Origin of the sequence: Nonomuraea sp. NPDC049637 (genome assembly GCF_040675235.1) — a bacterium.
Taxonomy (GTDB): domain Bacteria; phylum Actinomycetota; class Actinomycetes; order Streptosporangiales; family Streptosporangiaceae; genus Nonomuraea.
The window spans coordinates 69,039-84,670 of sequence record NZ_JBFAOM010000041.1; the positions used below are offsets into that span (position 1 = coordinate 69,039).

General features: G+C 71.7%; 13 protein-coding genes and 1 pseudogene. 5 read left to right on the top strand and 9 right to left on the bottom strand.

Going from position 1 to position 15,632, the window contains the following annotated elements; translation table 11 throughout:
* The 4 genes from AB0J71_RS38570 to AB0J71_RS38585 form a co-directional block, all read right to left on the bottom strand.
* Nucleotides 1-951, bottom strand: a complete 951-nt coding sequence (locus AB0J71_RS38570; RefSeq protein ID WP_352323591.1) for a sugar ABC transporter permease — start codon at nt 949-951, stop codon at nt 1-3.
* Nucleotides 933-2,180: an extracellular solute-binding protein gene (locus AB0J71_RS38575; protein ID WP_364419028.1), complete on the bottom strand. Its 1,248-nt coding sequence runs from the start codon at nt 2,178-2,180 to the stop codon at nt 933-935. The genes AB0J71_RS38570 and AB0J71_RS38575 overlap by 19 nt, the downstream gene beginning before the upstream one ends.
* Before the next feature lie 215 nt (nt 2,181-2,395).
* On the bottom strand, nt 2,396-4,228 hold the full coding sequence (locus tag AB0J71_RS38580) for a heparinase II/III family protein (RefSeq protein WP_364419030.1): 1,833 nt from the start codon (nt 4,226-4,228) through the stop codon (nt 2,396-2,398).
* Entirely contained in the window at nt 4,218-5,480 is a 1,263-nt protein-coding gene (locus AB0J71_RS38585; RefSeq protein WP_364419032.1) for an alpha-L-fucosidase, read from the bottom strand. Before AB0J71_RS38585 ends, AB0J71_RS38580 begins: the two co-directional genes overlap by 11 nt.
* Nucleotides 5,481-5,575: 95 nt before the next feature.
* Here AB0J71_RS38585 and AB0J71_RS38590 point away from each other — a divergent pair, with 95 nt between their 5' ends.
* On the top strand, nt 5,576-6,376 hold the full coding sequence (locus tag AB0J71_RS38590) for a hypothetical protein (RefSeq protein ID WP_364419034.1): 801 nt from the start codon (nt 5,576-5,578) through the stop codon (nt 6,374-6,376).
* A gap of 45 nt (nt 6,377-6,421) precedes the next feature.
* Here AB0J71_RS38590 and AB0J71_RS38595 read toward each other — a convergent pair whose 3' ends face one another.
* Nucleotides 6,422-7,330, bottom strand: coding sequence for an aldo/keto reductase (locus AB0J71_RS38595; RefSeq protein ID WP_364419036.1), 909 nt, complete (start codon nt 7,328-7,330; stop codon nt 6,422-6,424).
* Complete coding sequence (locus tag AB0J71_RS38600) at nt 7,327-9,228, bottom strand: hypothetical protein (protein WP_364419038.1); 1,902 nt, start codon at nt 9,226-9,228, stop codon at nt 7,327-7,329. Before AB0J71_RS38600 ends, AB0J71_RS38595 begins: the two co-directional genes overlap by 4 nt.
* Before the next feature lie 147 nt (nt 9,229-9,375).
* Here AB0J71_RS38600 and AB0J71_RS38605 point away from each other — a divergent pair, with 147 nt between their 5' ends.
* The 4 genes from AB0J71_RS38605 to AB0J71_RS38620 all read left to right on the top strand — a co-directional run bounded on the left by AB0J71_RS38605 (nt 9,376) and on the right by AB0J71_RS38620 (nt 12,955).
* Complete coding sequence (locus AB0J71_RS38605; RefSeq protein WP_352323584.1) at nt 9,376-10,233, top strand: amidohydrolase family protein; 858 nt, start codon at nt 9,376-9,378, stop codon at nt 10,231-10,233.
* A 25-nt stretch (nt 10,234-10,258) separates the two neighbouring features.
* Nucleotides 10,259-11,254 carry an acetylxylan esterase gene (locus AB0J71_RS38610; protein WP_364419040.1) on the top strand — a complete coding sequence of 332 codons (996 nt, stop codon included), beginning with the start codon at nt 10,259-10,261 and terminating at the stop codon, nt 11,252-11,254.
* A gap of 56 nt (nt 11,255-11,310) precedes the next feature.
* Nucleotides 11,311-12,039, top strand: coding sequence for a GntR family transcriptional regulator (locus AB0J71_RS38615; protein WP_352323582.1), 729 nt, complete (start codon nt 11,311-11,313; stop codon nt 12,037-12,039).
* 70 nt (nt 12,040-12,109) lie between these two features.
* Complete coding sequence (locus AB0J71_RS38620; RefSeq protein ID WP_352323581.1) at nt 12,110-12,955, top strand: SAM-dependent methyltransferase; 846 nt, start codon at nt 12,110-12,112, stop codon at nt 12,953-12,955.
* Here the strand turns inward: AB0J71_RS38620 and AB0J71_RS38625 are convergent.
* The 3 genes and pseudogenes from AB0J71_RS38625 to AB0J71_RS38635 form a co-directional block, all read right to left on the bottom strand.
* Complete coding sequence (locus tag AB0J71_RS38625; RefSeq protein ID WP_352323580.1) at nt 12,945-13,124, bottom strand: hypothetical protein; 180 nt, start codon at nt 13,122-13,124, stop codon at nt 12,945-12,947. The two genes, AB0J71_RS38620 and AB0J71_RS38625, sit on opposite strands and share 11 nt — an antisense overlap.
* A 51-nt stretch (nt 13,125-13,175) precedes the next feature.
* Nucleotides 13,176-15,152: a right-handed parallel beta-helix repeat-containing protein gene (locus tag AB0J71_RS38630; protein WP_364419042.1), complete on the bottom strand. Its 1,977-nt coding sequence runs from the start codon at nt 15,150-15,152 to the stop codon at nt 13,176-13,178.
* Nucleotides 15,153-15,346: 194 nt separating this feature from the next.
* Nucleotides 15,347-15,466 (bottom strand): annotated as a pseudogene (locus AB0J71_RS38635) (SDR family oxidoreductase); the annotation flags it as partial.
* Between the last annotated feature and the right edge of the window lie 166 nt (nt 15,467-15,632).

Consider the following 15,632-nt stretch of genomic DNA (forward strand, 5'->3'; position numbering starts at 1 on the left):
CTAACTCGTCGTGGCGCGGTCTTGCCGGTTGCGCGCGGCGGTCACCAGCAGGGCGAGGCCGGCGCACACGACCATGAGGAAGACGGCCTGCGCGTTGGCGTAACCGACCTTCGTCCCCTCGAAGGACCTGGCCAGGATGAGGAACGAGTACGTCTGCGTGGCGCCCGCGGGCCCGCCGTTGGTGAGGCTCACGACCAGGTCGTAGGTCTTGATCAGGCCGATGAGGTTCAGCACGGTGGCCACGGTCACCACCGGGGAGATCATCGGGATCACCACGCGCAGGTTGGCCTGGCGCCGGGTCGCGCCGTCGATCGCCGCGGCCTCCAGCAGTTCGGCGGGGACCGTCTGGAGCGCGGCGACGAACAACACGACGTTGAACCCGAAGCCGGCCCACACGATCACCGCGATGAGCGAGACCAGGGCGAGGTTCTCCTCGAACAGGAAGCCGACGGGCCCGATGCCGAAGTGCTGCAGTGTGCTGTTGACGGCGCCGTTGGTGCCGAGGATCGCGGCCCAGAGGAAGCCGAGGATCAGCGCGCTGATCACGTGCGGGTAGTAGGCGAGCGTGCGGAAGAACGAGTTCGTCCGCGAGCGCTCCTTGAGCAGCAGCGCGTACGCCAGACCGCCGCCGATCATGAGCAGGGTGCCGGTGACGGCGACGAGGGCGGTCACGTACCAGGCGCCGGTCGAGCTCGGGTCGTCGAACAGGTGCAGGTAGTTCTCGAAGCCGATGAACACCGCGTCGGAGAAGCCGTTCCAGTCCGTCAGGCTCAGGTAGACCGCCACGCCCACCGGGACGACGGTCATCACCGTGTAGACCAGCACGGACGGGGCGACGAGCCCGAAGGTCACCGCCCTGGCCCGGTACCTGGCCGGCAGCCACTCGCGGCGCGGGCGCCGAGGCTCGGACGCCTGCCGCTCCGGCCGCCGGGTCAGCTCTGCGAGTTCCACCACTTGTCCAAACCGGCGGCGACCTGCTCGGCCGTGGCGCCCGTGTACAGCTTCTGCACCTGCGTGTTGAGCTCGGCCGGATAACCCTCGACCGGCTGGCGCTCGCCCGACTTGACCAGGACGGACGGCGCCTCCTCAAGGATCTTCTGGACCTGCGTGCCGAGGCTGGACATCTTGTAGGTGAAGCCCTTGCGCAGGTTGCCGTCGGCGGCGAGCTGGCTCTCGATCGCGGCCGGGTCGGTGACCAGCCACTTCACGAAGTCGATCGCGGCCGTCTTGTGCTTGGAGGCGTTGACGACCACGTACGGGCTGGCGATGTTGCCGTACTGGCCGGTGGGGTACGAGCCGTCGGTCGGCATGGAGAAGACGCCGATCTCGTCGCTCTTCTTGGCCGCGTCGGCGGCCGGGACGAAGAAGGAGCCCATGACGTACATCGCGGACTTGCCGTCGAGGAAGGCCGTCTGCCCGTCGGCGTAGGTCAGGCCGAGCGCGCTCTTGTCGAGGTAGCCCTGGTCGATCCAGCTGCGGAAGCGCTGGAGGTACTTCAGGTAGTCGCCGGTGGCGAAGGAGACCTGGTTCTGCTTGCGCTTGACCGTCCAGTCCGGGTCGGCGGTGAGCACGCCGGAGTCGGCGATCAGGGAGAACTGCGCTCCCGGCACCCACTGCCCGGCGCTCTGCAGCGGCGTGTAGCCGGCGCTCTTCAGCTTGGCCATGGCGTCCTGGAACTGGTCGAGCGTCTTGATGGCGGTGGCGTCGAGACCGGCCTTGGCGAAGGCGGCCTTGTTGTAGAAGACCAGCGACTGGATCTGCTGGCCGACGCCGACCAGGTAGCGCTTGCCGTCCACGGCGTACTGGTCGGCCAGCGGGGTCTGGGCGGTCCACGCCTCGCCGGTGAGGTCGGCGAACAGCGCGGCGTTCTCCTTCGTCGGGGTGATCTGCTGGGCGATGTCCGGCGGGTCGCCGGCGGCGAGGTCCTGGGTGAGCTTGGCGGTCGCCGAGACGGTCCCGGTGAGCTCCAGGTTGACCTTCACCCCCGGGTGGCTCTGCTCGTACTTCGCGAACAGTCCCTTCCAGTACTGCTCGGTCAGGTTCGGGCTGATGTTGACGATGATCCGCAGAGTCGTGGCGCCGGCCTGCGCCGGGTCCTCGCCGCCGCAGGCGGTGGCCGCGGCCACCACGGTGGTGGCGGCCACCGCGACCGCGCACGCCCGGCGCAACTGTGTTCCCATATCCGCTGCACGCTCCAATTGCATAGTCATGACCGGTGGAAGGTCGGGGGTGGACTGGCCGTCTTCGGGAGCCGCCCGCCCGGGGGCCACCTGGGTGAGGGGGTCGGGCTGCGCGGGCCGGCGTGGCGGCTCGACACGATCGACGCGGCGACATCGACCACCGTCTACGTCCATCGCCTATCGATAGGTGATGTTATGTGGCATACCTAACTTGTTCAAGAGTCATTTCGTGAGTGCCGGCGAAAGCTCACGGCGAACCGGCCGCCGCTCCCCGGGCCGGTGACGGCCAGCGTCAGCCGGGTCAGCCGGGAGCCCCAGCTGCGCGCGAGGCGCGGGTCGTCGATGTCCCGGTGCTCGACGGACGCGACGCCGACGGCGGGGTCCCAGCGCAGTTCGAGCGGCGGTCCCCCCTCCGCCGTGACGACCGCCCGGCCCGGCTCGCACGCGACCTCGCCGGCGAGAACGTGCCGGAACAGCACCGTCCGCGGGCCCGCGGCCCATGTGTCCTCGACGGTGACGGACGGCTCCGGGCCGTCGCGCACCAGCCGGACGACCCGCTCCCAGCGGGTGAGCAGACCCGCCGGATAGGCGGCGCTCAGGTCCGCCCGCAGGACGGCCTGGCCCTCGTCGAACCGGACGGCGACGTCCCGCGCGCCGTGCTCGGCCCCCGGGAGCTGCCCGTGCCCCGGTTCCGGCACGTTGTGCCAGGCGCTCTGGAACGGCCACTCCTCGTAGCGGCGCGGGCCGAAGGTCGCGGCGGTGTAGGTCGGCTGGCCGACGTCCACGACCATCGGCCGTCCGTCGAGCGCCACCCAGTAGGAGCCGACGTCGAGGTGGTTGTGGTGCTCGCCGTTGTGGCCGGCCTTCGCCGCCACGGTCAGCCCGTCCGCGCTCCCGGCCCGCTCGCGCGCGACCATGACCTGGACGCGCGGCAGCCAGCATTCGCGGGCCAGCCAGGGCGAGCCGTCCGGCGTCCCGCCGGACGTGACCGCCCGGCACCATCGCCGGTCGGCCAGCGCGGTCATGGCGCGCCCGAGCCCGGCCCTGGGCTGGACGACGCCGCCGGACCCGCGTGCGGCGGCCACCGCGTACGCCACGGTCCCCGGTTGCCCCAGGCGCTCGCCCCAGCGGAAGAGCACCTGCCACGGCCGCTCGCCGGAGAGCCGGGCGGGAGCGTCGCCGGTGTTGACGTACCAGTCCGCGCCGAGGTGCATGCGCGGCGGATAGGCGAGCAGGGCGGGCAGCACCGGCGGGCCGGGGTCCTCCAGCAGGTCCAGCGCCTCCAGCAGCCGGCACGCCCCCTGCCACCAGTACGCGATGCCCTCGTCGATCCCGCCGTCGTCGGGCAGCCAGGCGACGTAGTGGTCCAGCCCCTCGGCGGCCAGGCGTACCAGGCGCTCGCGCCGCCGGACGTCGTCGCAGAGCAGCCGCGCGGCCGCCAGGACGGCGCCGTGGATCCAGGGGTTCCAGTTGTTAGCCCGGCCGTCGCGGCCGATCCAGTGCCAGTCGCGCACCCGCTCGAACGGCGTGAGCACCCGCCGGTCGGCCTCGCGGCGCAACCTGCGGCGCAGCCCCGGCGCCCGGATGTCCAGATGCGGGCCCAGCGCGTGGTCGGCCCAGGCGAACAGCGTCGCGATCTCGGCCGCGCCCAGATCGAGGAAGGGGTCGTCGGGATCGGGCACGACCTCGCCCCGGGCCGCGGCCCCGCGATCGTGCGGCGCCCAGCACCACGTGCTCGTCTCGGCGAGCGCCATCAGCCCGTCCACGACGGCGTCCAGGTGCGGGCACGCTCCGGGGGGCGCGGTCGCGGGGGCCACCTCGCCGGTGAGCACGGCGGCGAGGGCGAGGACGTCCACGCGTTCGCGCAGCCGCCGCGTCTTGTCCTCGTGGACGGCCCGCGCCCCGTCGCGGAACGTGCGGGCCCAGTCGTCCAGGGACAGGTGCGGGGCCGGCCGGGCCAGCTCCTCGGCCGCGGCGGCCAGGACGGCGTCGCGGGCCCCGGCGGGCGCCGCGTCCCACACCGGCCGCGCGGTGACGTCAGGAACCATCGTCGTCGCGCAGCACGAGCTCGACGACCGGCAGCGGCACGTCCGGTGCGGCGACGGGCAGGGTCAGCGTGAGCGTGCCCGGCGGCTGGCCCGGCAGGGCGAGGTTGTTGTGCTCGTGCTGGTCCCCGTCCGCCTGGTGGAAGCGCACCTCGGAGCCGTCGTGGAGGAACTGGGCGTAGCGTACGCGTCCGGCGAGGCCGGGCAGGTGGACGTGCTTGAGCGGCCAGGACAGCAGGTGCAGGTAGAGGCGGCCGGCCCGCTGGGTGTAGAGGGCGTTGGGCGGCGGGGTGAACGGGCTCGGCCCCGCGCCGTGCACGGCCCTGGCGTGCAGGGACATCCACTCCCCGATCGCGGCCAGCGTGTGCCGGGCCCGCGGGTCGAGCGCGCCCCGGCCGGTGGGCCCGACGTTGAGCAGCAGGTTGCCGGCGCACGCGACGGACTGGACGAGCATCCGGATCAGCAGCGCCGGGTCCTTGTAGTCGTGGTTGTCGCGGTCGTACCCCCAGGAGCCGTTGAGCGTGTGGCACGCCTCCCACCTGACCTGGACGCCGTCGCGGGTGAGCGGCCGGTCGGGCTGGTACTGCTCGGGCGTCACGTAGTCGCCGGGGATGCCGAGGCGGTCGTTCACCACGATCTGCGGGTTCAGGGCGCGCACGGTCGCCATCAGCTCCTCCGCACCCCAGTCGGCGGGCCCCTTCGCCGGGTAGGTGAAGTCGAAGAAGAGCAGGTCGATCGGGCCGTACCCGGTCAGCAGCTCGCGTACCTGCCCGTTCATGTACGCCCGGTAGCGGGCCATGTCGCGCGTGGCGTTCGCGTCCGGCGGCGCGCTGTCACGCAGCGGGTGGTACTGGTCGATGGTGAAGTCGGGGTGACGCCAGTCGAGCAGCGAGTAGTAGAGCCCCACGCGCAGGCCCTCGGCCCGCATGGCCGCGGCGAACTCGGCGACCAGGTCCCGGCCGGCCGCGCGGACGCTGGTGTAGCCGGTGAGCTCGGAGTCGAACAGGCAGAACCCGTCGTGGTGCTTGGCGGTCAGCACCGCGTAGCGCATCCCGGCGGCGCGGGCGTTCCTGGCGAGCTCGGCCGCGTCGAACAGGTCGGGATCGAACTGTTCCAGGTAGCGGTCGTAGTCCTCGTCCGGCATCTTCTCCCGGCTGCGCACCCACTCGTGCCGGGCGGCGAGGCTGTAGAGCCCGAAGTGGACGAACATCCCGAACCGCGCTTCCTCGAACCACTCCGTCGGCCCCGCCGGCATCCCGGTCTCCTCTCACGGTTGACAGCCCTCATCGGTCGGCAGTTACATCTACCATCGATAGGCGATAATTGTCGATGTGTTGGGATGAGGCAGAAATGAGCACGAACGGGCATGTCGGGGCCCCGGAGACCGGCGTCTACGAGACGATGCTGGGGCCGGCGCACTCCTCGCCCTTCGTCCGGCCCGGCGCGGGCCTGGTGGACGCCCTCGCGGACGTGAGCGCCGCCACCGCCTGCGCCAAGCTCCACCAGATGGGCATCACCCGGACCTTCATCGACGGCCCCGTCCCCCTGCACAGGGAGCCCGGTGTGCGGATCACCGGCGGCGCCGTGACCCTGCAGTTCCTGCCCCAGCGCGAGGACGTCTTCTCCGGCACCGGACAGGAGGACGCCGAGCGCAAGACCGCGCTGTGGGCGGTGCTGGAATCCATCCGGCCCGGCGACGTGCTGGTCATCTCCGCGCAGGCCAGCCACTTCACCGGCTGCCTCGGCGACATGCTCGTCCGCTACTTCAAGCTGCGCGGCGGGGCCGGCATCGTCGTGGACGGCCGGGTGCGCGACGCCGCGCGGGTGCGCGCGCTCGGCGTGCCGATCTGGTGCACGGGGGTGACGCCGCACTACGCCTCGCAGGCCGAGCTGTTCCCCTCGGCCTTCAACGTCCCGGTCGGGGTGGGCGGCACGCTGGTGACGCCCGGCGACCTCATCGTCGCCGACGAGGACGGGGCGGTCGTCGTCCCGCAGCGCAGCGCCATGGCGGTGGCCGAGGACTCCCTCCTGCACCAGGACCGCGAGGAGTTCGCCCGCCGCCGCCTGGACGAGGGCGGCCGGCTGTCGGACTACTACCCGCTGACCGGAGCCGGCCTCGCCGAGTACCTGGCCGCCCGCGAGACCGACTGAGAGACGGGGGGCGGGGCGGCGAACCCGCCCCGCCGGGGTCTTCCTCTATCCGTCCAGCAGCTCGGGAGGGACGAAGCCCTCCTCGGCGAGCCGGCGCCACAACTCCGGCGGGATCTCCGTACGCGAGGCGGCCGCGTTGTCCTTCACCTCGGCCGCCGACCGGCAGCCCACCACGACCGACCGCACGGCGGGATGGAGGAAGGGGAACTGCACGGCCGCCGCGGCGAGCGGCACCCCGAACTCCGCGCAGACGGCGCGGCAGCGCTCGGCCCGAGCCAGCACGCCGCCCGGCACCGGCCGGTAGTTGTACATGGCCTCAGGACGCGGGTCTGCGAGCAGGCCGGTGTTGAAGACGCCGCCCACGACCACCGCCGTGCCGGTCTTCAGGCACAGCGGCAGCAGGGTCGTCAGCGCGCCGTGGTCGAGCAGTGAGAACCGCCCGGCGATGAGGACGACGTCCACGTCGAACTCGGCCACGTACGCGGCCAGCGGTTCGCTGTGGTTCATGCCGAAGCCGACGGCGCCGGCCAGCCCCTCCTCCCGCAGCCTGCGCACGGCCGGGTAGGCGGTACGGCGCACGTCGTCGGGGAAGTCGTCGGGGTCGTGCAGGTACAGGATGTCGACGGAGGGCCGCCGGAGCCGTTCCAGGCTGGACTCCAGCGACCGGCGGATGCCGTGCTCCGTCCAGTCGGTGACCACCGTCTGCCCGGGGCGCAGCAGCCAGCCCGCCTTGGTCGAGATCACCGGCTCGGCGGCGTCGCCACCGGTCGCGAGCGCGCGGCCGAGCCGTTCCTCGGCGACCCCGTGCCCGTAGCGGGGCGCGGTGTCGAAGTAGGTGACGCCCTCCTGGACGGCGGCGGCCACCGTGGCGGCCGCGTCCTGCTCGGAGACGTCCTGGAACAGGTTGCCGATGGGGGCGGTGCCGAGGCCCAGCCGCGGCAGCTCGGCCCTCATCGCCGCACCTCCATCGGCGGAGCCTCGTACGTGGGTCTCCCGCCGCGCAGCGTCATCGTCAGCGTGAGCCGTACGTGCGTAGAGCCGGGCAGCCGCACGTGGACATGCGGCCCCTCGACCGGTGTGGGCGGCTCGTCGTCGGCGCGGACCTCGTGGATGACGTGCTCGGCGAACGTGCCCGCCTGCACCACGAGCGAGCGCGGAGCCTCGCCGAGGTTGGCCAGCTCGACCACGGTGTGCCCGGCGTCGATGCTCGTGACCAGCGCGGCGACGTCGGCGGGCAGGCCCGGACGGCGCTCCTCCGCGTCGAAGTACCGCAGGTGCATCTGCGCCAGCGCGCCGTTGTAGAGCACCTGCGGGGATCCGGTGGTCAGCTGCAGCAGCGCCTCCGTGACGACCGGGTTGCGGTCCTGCCAGTCGTGGATGCCGAACGCGTCGGGGCCGACGGCGGGATCCATCGGGTCGGCCGCGATGGACTCCAGCCGCTGGGCGCAGGTGTCGATGGCGCTGCGCAGCATCCGCTCGGGGAAGCCGGGGTTGCGGCCGGCGAGGTACTCGTACCAGGGCTCCTCGTGCCCGGACTCCTCCTTGGTGCGCTGGGTGTGCACCGCCGTCCAGTCCCAGCTCGCCTCCTCGCGCAGCCGGTCGACGCGTTCCCGGTCGGCGGCGGCCCGGCTGAACTGCCACAGGGCAACCGGCAGCTGGGTCGGCATGATGTTGTGGTCGAACCACCCGGAGTCGTCGCGGCGCATGGGCGCCATGAGCGTCGGCTCGTGCTCCAGCCCGCGCAGGTGGGGCCGCCAGCGCTTGGTGACGGTGGAGACGTCGGCGGGGCGGCGCCGTTCGGCCCGGCCGAGCACGACGTCCAGCGGGTTCCTGGCCAGGTCCAGGTAGGACGCGTCACCCGTCAGCAACATGGCGTTGGACGCGCCGACGATCGCCGCCGTCCCGACGGGTGGCAGGCCGTGCGGCCAGGACCAGCCGTAGTGGCCGCCGTACCAGCGGCCGTCCAGGTGCTCGCCGACCACGCCGTGCAGGCCGGCGTTGTCGGGGACGACGTCGCGGCCGTCCAGCCGCCGCCGCCAGGCGTCGACGTACTCCACCACCCAGTCGGCGTGGCGGGACTCGCCGCCGAGCAGGTAGGCGTTGGTGACGAGGCTGGTCGCACAGAGGTTGACGATCGTGTCGCCGCGGCCCATGCGCTCCCACATCACGCGGCCGTACGCGCGGGCCCGCGCCGGATCGGCGGCCAGGTCGTCGAAGGGCGCGGCCTCGTCGATCCAGTCCAGGGGCAGCCCGTAGGGGCGCAGGGCCAGGCTCCACGGGAAGTACACGTCGTGGTCGCTGAAGCCCCAGCGCGGGCCGGCGGCGCCGTTGTGCGGCGCGCGGATGATCCGGTGCTCGGGGTCGTAGTTGGGGCCGCCGGGCAGGTAGAGGTCGGCGAAGCGCCCGGCCAGCGCCCTGAGCTCGCCGTCATCGGGCGAGGCGAGGCAGAGCCCGTAGAACAGCAGCATGCCCTCGCCCTGGTGGAACCAGTCGTAGCCGCGCTCGAACCCCTCGACCAGCATGCCCATCCCGGTCAGCTGGGCGGTGACGCCCCGCCAGTGCCGCCGCGCCGCCGCCAGGACGTCCGCGCTGCCGCCGAGCAGGTACAGCGTGGGCCAGTTGAAGAACGCCTCGTAGAAGTCGTCGACCCCGTCGCGGCCGTCGAGCCCCTCCCCCAGCGTGTCGCGGAAGACCAGCCGGCCGTCGTCCTCGGTGTAGCGGTCGGCGAAGATCCGCCACGCCTTGTCCTGGACGGCGAACAGCTCCCGCTCCAACACGGCCCACCGCGGCGGAGTCGCCAGTCCGCGGGAGGCCCGCACCTCCGGCACGCGCGTGGCGTCGAAGGCCGTCACCGCCTGCCACCCCGCTCTGCCGCGCCGCCGGGACGTCTTGCTGCCATGCGCATGAGAACACCTGTAATCGCTGATCGATAGCCGATGATTAGAATCATCATGAGCTCGGATCAACGTGTCAATACTGGCCGAACATACGGAGCACAGGTGATCGACTGCCACGCCCACCTCTGGGACCTCGACGGCGGCTATCCGTGGATCACACCGGAGTCGCCCCACCACCGGTCGTTCACGGCCGGCGACCTGGCCGCGGCGGGCGACGGCCTCGGCCTGACCGGGACGATCCTGGTCGAGGCGTCCAGGGGCGACCGCGGCGAGACCTGGCGGCTGCGCGACCTGCACCTGCGTCACCCCGGCCTGATCACCGGGCACGTCGGCAACCTCAACGTCCACGCCGGGATCGAGCCGTCCCGGTTCCGGGAGCTCATGGACGAGGCCCGGCCCAACGGGATGCGGCTCGGCGGCCCCTCGTGGGCGGCCACGCCCGCCTCGGCCCGCGCGCTCGTCCCCGTGCTGGCCGAGCTCGGGGTGGCGCTCGAACTCAACCTGCACGCCGCCGCCGTCGGCGTCGCGGCCGAGGTCGCCGCGCGGCACCCGGAGCTGACCGTGGTCGTCGACCACCTCGGCAACCCCCCGAACCTGCTGGCGGCCGATCCGGAGGAGTGGCGCGAGCACGTGCGGCGGGCGGCCCGCACCCCGAACGTGATCATGAAGATCTCCGGCCTGCTCACCCAGCAGCACGGCGTGCCACCGGAGCGGGTGGCCGGCCTGGTCGCCCACGTGGTCGAGGCGTTCGGTCCCGACCGGTGCGTCGTCGGGTCCGACTGGCCGATCTGCCTGCCCCGCGGGTCCCGCGCGGAGTCGTTGCGGCTCTCGACTCTCGGGCTCGCCGGGCTGACGGCCGGGGAGCGCGTACGGGTGCTGCGCACGACCGCCGAGCGCGCGTACCGCCTGGCACCTCCGGTTGACAACGCTCCGGAGCCCCTGCTTCGATGCGACAGTTGATCGATAAGCGATGATTGGTTGATCGATGGCCCATTTCGACCTCCCCCAGGACCAGCTCGAACGGTACCTGCCGACCCTGCCGGAACCGGCGGACCTCGATGCGTTCTGGGCGAAGACCCTCGCCGGGACCAGCGGCGTCGACCTCGCCATGACGGCCGAGCCGGCGCCGAACGGGCTGGCGACGATCGACACCTTCGACGTCACCTTCGCGGGCTACGGCGGCCACCCCGTCAAGGGCTGGTTGCACCTGCCGGTGACCAGGACCGGCCCCCTTCCCGCCGTCGTGGAGTACCTCGGCTACGGCAGCGGCCGCGGCGTGGCCCACGAGAAGCGGCTCTGGGCGTGCGCCGGTTACGCGCACTTCGTCATGGACACCCGCGGCCAGGGCGCCGAGACGCCCGACCCCGATCCCGCGACCGGCGACGTCGCGGCCCCCGGATTCCTGACCCGCGGCGTGCTCGACCCGGAGCGGTACTACTACCGCCGCCTGTACACCGACGCCGTGCGGGCCGTCGCGGCGGTGCGCACGCATCCGGAGGTGGACGCCTCCAGGATCGCGGTGACCGGGACCAGCCAGGGCGGCGGGATCGCGCTGGCCGCGGCCGGGCTCGTCCCCGACCTCGTGGCGGCCATGCCGGACGTGCCGTTCCTGTGCCACTTCGGGCGCGCGACGACGTTCACCGACCAGCCGCCGTACGTGGAATTCACCCGGTTCGTGAAGCTGCACCGGGAACACGCCGAGACGGCGATGCGCACCCTGTCGTACTTCGACGCCGCGACGCTCGCCCGCCGGGCCAACGCGCCGACGCTCTTCTCCGTCGGCCTCATGGACCGCATCTGCCCGCCCTCGACGGTGTACGCGGCCTTCAACCACTACGGCGCGCTGCACGACCTGCCCCCGGCGCGCAAGCGGATCAGCGTCTACCCGTTCAACGACCACGAGGGCGGCGGCCCGGCGCACGAGGCCGTCAAGCTCGCCTGGCTGGCGGATCGGCTGCAATCGATACCTGCTAACCGATGATCGCGTATCATGACACCGGGGACCGGGGACGCGCGAGATCGCATGATGAGGACTTCATGGCATCGACACGGCAAGCCAACAGTGACTTCGCCTCCAGACTGGCCACGAGCAAAGACTCGGTCCGTCCCACCTTGATCTCCGATCGGGTGTACGAGCTGCTCCGGCAGGCCATCGTCGAGGGCGACCTCGCGCCGAACGAGCGCGTGGTGGAGTCGGAGATCGCACGCCGTCTGGGCGTGAGTCAAGCGCCGGTTCGCGAAGCCGTCAAGCAGCTGGCCCGCGAGGGGCTGCTCGTGCACGTGCCGCGCCGCGGCAACTTCGTCGTCGAGATCTCCACCGAGCACGCCGAGTACGCCCGCCAGGTGCGCGAGCCGCTCGAACGCCTCGCCGCCCAGCTCGCCGCGGGGCACGTCACAGACGACCAGCTCCGCGAGCTGGAGGACCTCGTCGAGCAGATGCACCAGGCCGTGGCGATGAACGACGTCGGCAAGTTCCGCGACATCGACATCGCCTTCCACACCAGGGTCAGCCAGATCGCGGGCAACCCGTTCCTGACCCGGATGTGGGAGGTCCTCGAACCGAGCCTGCGCGCGCTGCGCGCCATCGCCGACCCGCTCTTCGACGGCGACTGGCACGCGATGGCCGACGAGCACGGCCGCCTGGTCTCGCTGCTGCGCGACGGCGACCCCGCCAAGGCGGCCGAGGCGTTCGCCGACCATTCCGCGGGCCGCTCCCCCGTCCCCGACCGCCGCGCCCGCAAGAAGAGCAAGCCCTCCTCGCGCTGAGCCCAGGATGTTGTCGTTCCAGGTGGCATTCGCCGGATTCCGCCGCCTGAATCCCGCTAACGTGGGGCGCATGGCAGTTGATCAACATGGAGGTGCGGGGGTGGCCGGCGACGGGCGTACGGCGGTCGATCTCAAGACGAACGTGCCGCACTCGGCGCGGGTCTACGACTACCTCCTGGGCGGCAAGGACAACTTCGCGGCCGACCGCGCGGCGGCCGAGGAGGTCATCAAGATCGCCCCGTACATGCCGACGTCCGTGCGCGCCAACCGCGACTTCATGGTCAGGGTGACCCGCCACCTGGCGGCCGAGCGCGGCGTCGACCAGTTCATCGACATCGGCACCGGGCTGCCCACCTCGCCCAACCTGCACGAGGTGGCCCAGCGGGCTCACCCCGCCGCCCGGATCATCTACGTGGACAACGACCCGCTCGTCCTCGTCCACGCCCGCGCCCTGCTCACCAGCACCCCGGAGGGCCGGACCCGCTACATCCAGGCCGACCTGAACGACCCGGAGGCCATCATCGGCTCGGCCGAGGTCCGCGACACCTTCGACTTCACCCGTCCCGTCGCGCTGTGCCTGATCGCCGTGGTGCACTTCATCCGCGACGACGCCGCCGTCCGCTCGATCATCGAGCACCTGATGAAGCCGCTGCCGCCGGGCAGCTTCCTGGCCCTGTCCACCATCACGCTCGACAGCGCGCCGAGCCGGCTGGTGAGCGAGGCCGTCGCCCAGTACAACCGGCGCGGCATCATGTCCAAGGCCCGTACCAGGGCTCAGATCGAGGAGCTCTTCTCCGGATTCGAGCTCATCGAGCCGGGTGTGGTGCCGGTGCACCGGTGGCGGCCCGACGACCGGGCGCTGCTCGTGGAGGACTCCATGGTCTCCATGTACGGCGGCCTCGCCGTCAAGGCCTGACCGGCCCTCGCAGGACGGCGGCGAGGATCCTGAACTCGGCGATGCGGAGAAGGCGCGCGGCCAGGGCGTAGAGGGCTCGTGCGGCGGCGGCCGAGGCGTTGCCGTGGGAGAACAGCGCGGTGGTCAGCTGCGGGCCGAGCACGACGAGGGCCGCGGCGACAGGGACCACGACCGCGTCGGGCCGAGGCCCCCGTCAGAGGGGCCTCGGTGTTGTTCATGCTTACGGCGTTTGCGCGGCACGCATCGCCACGTCGTCGATCCGGAACGCGGACCCGGTGGGGGCGCTCCAGACGAAGGTCCAGTCGACGCGGGTCGCGCCCGCCGGCGCGGTGAACGTGCCGGCCGCCTCGGTCCAGGCCGTCTTCCGGGGCAGGGAGACGGGGTCGGTACGCAGCACCGCGCCGTCCTCGTCGCGCCAGCGCACGTTCCAGGTGACAGTGGGCATGGTGGCCACGGCCTCCCGGTACCACAGCGACACGCGGTAGCTCTTACCGGCGATCACACCGCTGTATCCGGGGTACTTGTCGAGCGCCACCGCGCTGCCGGACCCCTCGGTGCTGGTCAGCTGCAGCGAGCCGGTGCCGCCGTGCGCGTCGCCGGTCTGGTGCGCCAGGCTGGATCCGTACCAGGCGGAGTAGGGCGCCGTCGAGACGTCCTCGAAGGTCTGCTCGGTGATCGGCGGCACCTCGGGCGCCTTGCCGTCGAACGTGCTGCCGGCGTCCTGGCCGTACTGGGGGCCGACCCACTCCGCGGCCGTGACGCGTCTGCCCATGTCGTAGATCCTGAACTGCCACGGTCCCGTGTAGGTGTTGTCGTGCCAGGAGTTGTTCGACTCGAAGACGATCGACTTCTCGATCTTCTCTCCCAGGTACGGCGACCAGTCCGGGTGCGCCGTGCCCCAGTTGGACAGCAGGCTCATCTGGCCGCAGTACTGCGTCGAGCAGCCGCCGTCGACGGCGCCGGGTGCGAAGGAGAACGTGTTGTGGTGGATGTCGAGGTTCTTCGTCCACCAGCGGCAGTCGGTGTAGAGCGGCTGGTCCTTGATGGCGGGCGGCGAGCACTTCGAGGTGTTGGCCGGCCCGACGATCAGGGTGCAGTCGCTGGTGGTCGAGGCCGCGCTGCCGCAGAACCGGTCGGCGTTCGCCCACGCGGTGATGCCGCCCCAGTTGTTCTCCAGCAGGTTGCCGGTGACCTCGATCTTGCCGGTGCGCGCCGGGATGCGCGGCTCGCCGTCCGCCTCGGACAGGTAGATCGCCGCGTCGGGGAACGAGTCGCCCTTCGCGGCCCGCTCGGCACCCGCCTTCCAGGTGTTGCGGCGCAGGGTGTTGTTGCGGATCACGGCGTTGTAGCTGATCTCGTAGAAGATCCCGATCGAGTCGTTGTCCTCGATGAGGTTGTTCTCGATGAGGAAGTCGTTGTTGTTGGTGTCCGCCCAGATCCCCGGCCCGTGGTTGTGGTGCACCCAGTTGCCGGTCACGTCGGCGCCGTTCACCGCCCAGAACTTCAGGCCACCGGTGCATCCGCACCCTTGGCCCTGGTGTTCCCAGTCGTCGGTGTTGTTGCCGGTGACCTCGTTGTCCGCCACCACCAGGCCGGTGATGTGGTCGCCGTGCTGGGACGCGTTCAGGCCGAGCTGGCCGTTGTCCTTGATGCAGTTGCCACGGATCTGGTTCCTGGCCCCGGCCATCAGCGCCGCGCCGGAGTTGTCACGGAACGTGTTGTGCTCCAGGACCCAGTCGTCGGCGGCGCTGTGGTTGACCACGGCCTCCTCCTGCGGCGCGACGAACCCGGTGACGGTCAGGTACCGGATGGTGACCCCGGTCGCCGTGTCACCGAACGCGTACTGGTTCACGCCCTTCCCGTCGAGCACCGCGCCGGGCGCGCCGATGAACGTCGCGTTGTCACCGGGCAGGATCTGGGCGTATTGGGCGGGCTCCAGGGTGTGCGTGCCGGTCTCGAAGTAGTACGTGGTGTTCGCCTTGCGTAAGTCCACGCCGCTGTTGTCGCCGGCGGGCACCACGACCGCGCCGGCCGGCGGTGTGGCGGGGCCGTTCAGCGACGCGCTACCGCAGACCGCGGCTTTGGCCGCCGTCGTTCCCGCGGTTGCGGTCGTCGCCTTGGCCGCCGGGTCGCCGGCGTCGCCACTCGCCGGCGTCGCGCCGCCCATGACGACAGCGGCGAGGGCCACCAACGCCATTGGCCACGTTCTTCTCATTCATGTTCTCCTCGGGTTTCGGCCAGCCTTTACTGCCTTTGACTGCTGGCCGTCGTCACTGTAGCCCGCGTCCGCTCACAAGATCGAAGCTTGGACAAATTGGACAAATCAATCGGGTCCCGCGCGAAGCCGGGCGCAGGTTCCCCGCCGGGCTGCAGCCGGGCCGAGGCTGGTCCTCACGCGCCGGCGCCACCGTCCACCGGCACGATCGCGCCGGTCACCATCGAGGCCCGGTCGCTGAGCAGCCACGCGGCCACCTCGGCGACCTCGCGCGGCTCGGCCATCCGTCCGAGCGGCACCGTCCAGGAGATCGGCCACATCCTGGGCAAGTCAGCCGACGCCGCCAAGATGATCGCCAGCCGCGCCCTGCTGGGGACACCCGGCGACGAGCCCACGCCGGACGAGCAGGCGGCGCTGGCCGACTCGGTCGGCCTCGCCCTCCTCGTGGTGCTCGACTCGCTC

Excerpts from the sequence above, each read along its gene's own strand:
- AB0J71_RS38575 (WP_364419028.1), bottom strand. The coding sequence starts at position 2,180 with ATGGGAACACAGTTGCGCCGGGCGTGCGCGGTCGCGGTGGCCGCCACC.
- AB0J71_RS38615 (WP_352323582.1), top strand. The coding sequence starts at position 11,311 with ATGGCATCGACACGGCAAGCCAACAGTGACTTCGCCTCCAGACTGGCC.
- AB0J71_RS38595 (WP_364419036.1), bottom strand. The coding sequence starts at position 7,330 with ATGAGGGCCGAGCTGCCGCGGCTGGGCCTCGGCACCGCCCCCATCGGC.
- AB0J71_RS38610 (WP_364419040.1), top strand. The coding sequence starts at position 10,259 with ATGGCCCATTTCGACCTCCCCCAGGACCAGCTCGAACGGTACCTGCCG.
- AB0J71_RS38580 (WP_364419030.1), bottom strand. The coding sequence starts at position 4,228 with ATGGTTCCTGACGTCACCGCGCGGCCGGTGTGGGACGCGGCGCCCGCC.
- AB0J71_RS38620 (WP_352323581.1), top strand. The coding sequence starts at position 12,110 with ATGGCAGTTGATCAACATGGAGGTGCGGGGGTGGCCGGCGACGGGCGT.
- AB0J71_RS38585 (WP_364419032.1), bottom strand. The coding sequence starts at position 5,480 with ATGCCGGCGGGGCCGACGGAGTGGTTCGAGGAAGCGCGGTTCGGGATG.
- AB0J71_RS38630 (WP_364419042.1), bottom strand. The coding sequence starts at position 15,152 with ATGGCGTTGGTGGCCCTCGCCGCTGTCGTCATGGGCGGCGCGACGCCG.
- AB0J71_RS38590 (WP_364419034.1), top strand. The coding sequence starts at position 5,576 with ATGAGCACGAACGGGCATGTCGGGGCCCCGGAGACCGGCGTCTACGAG.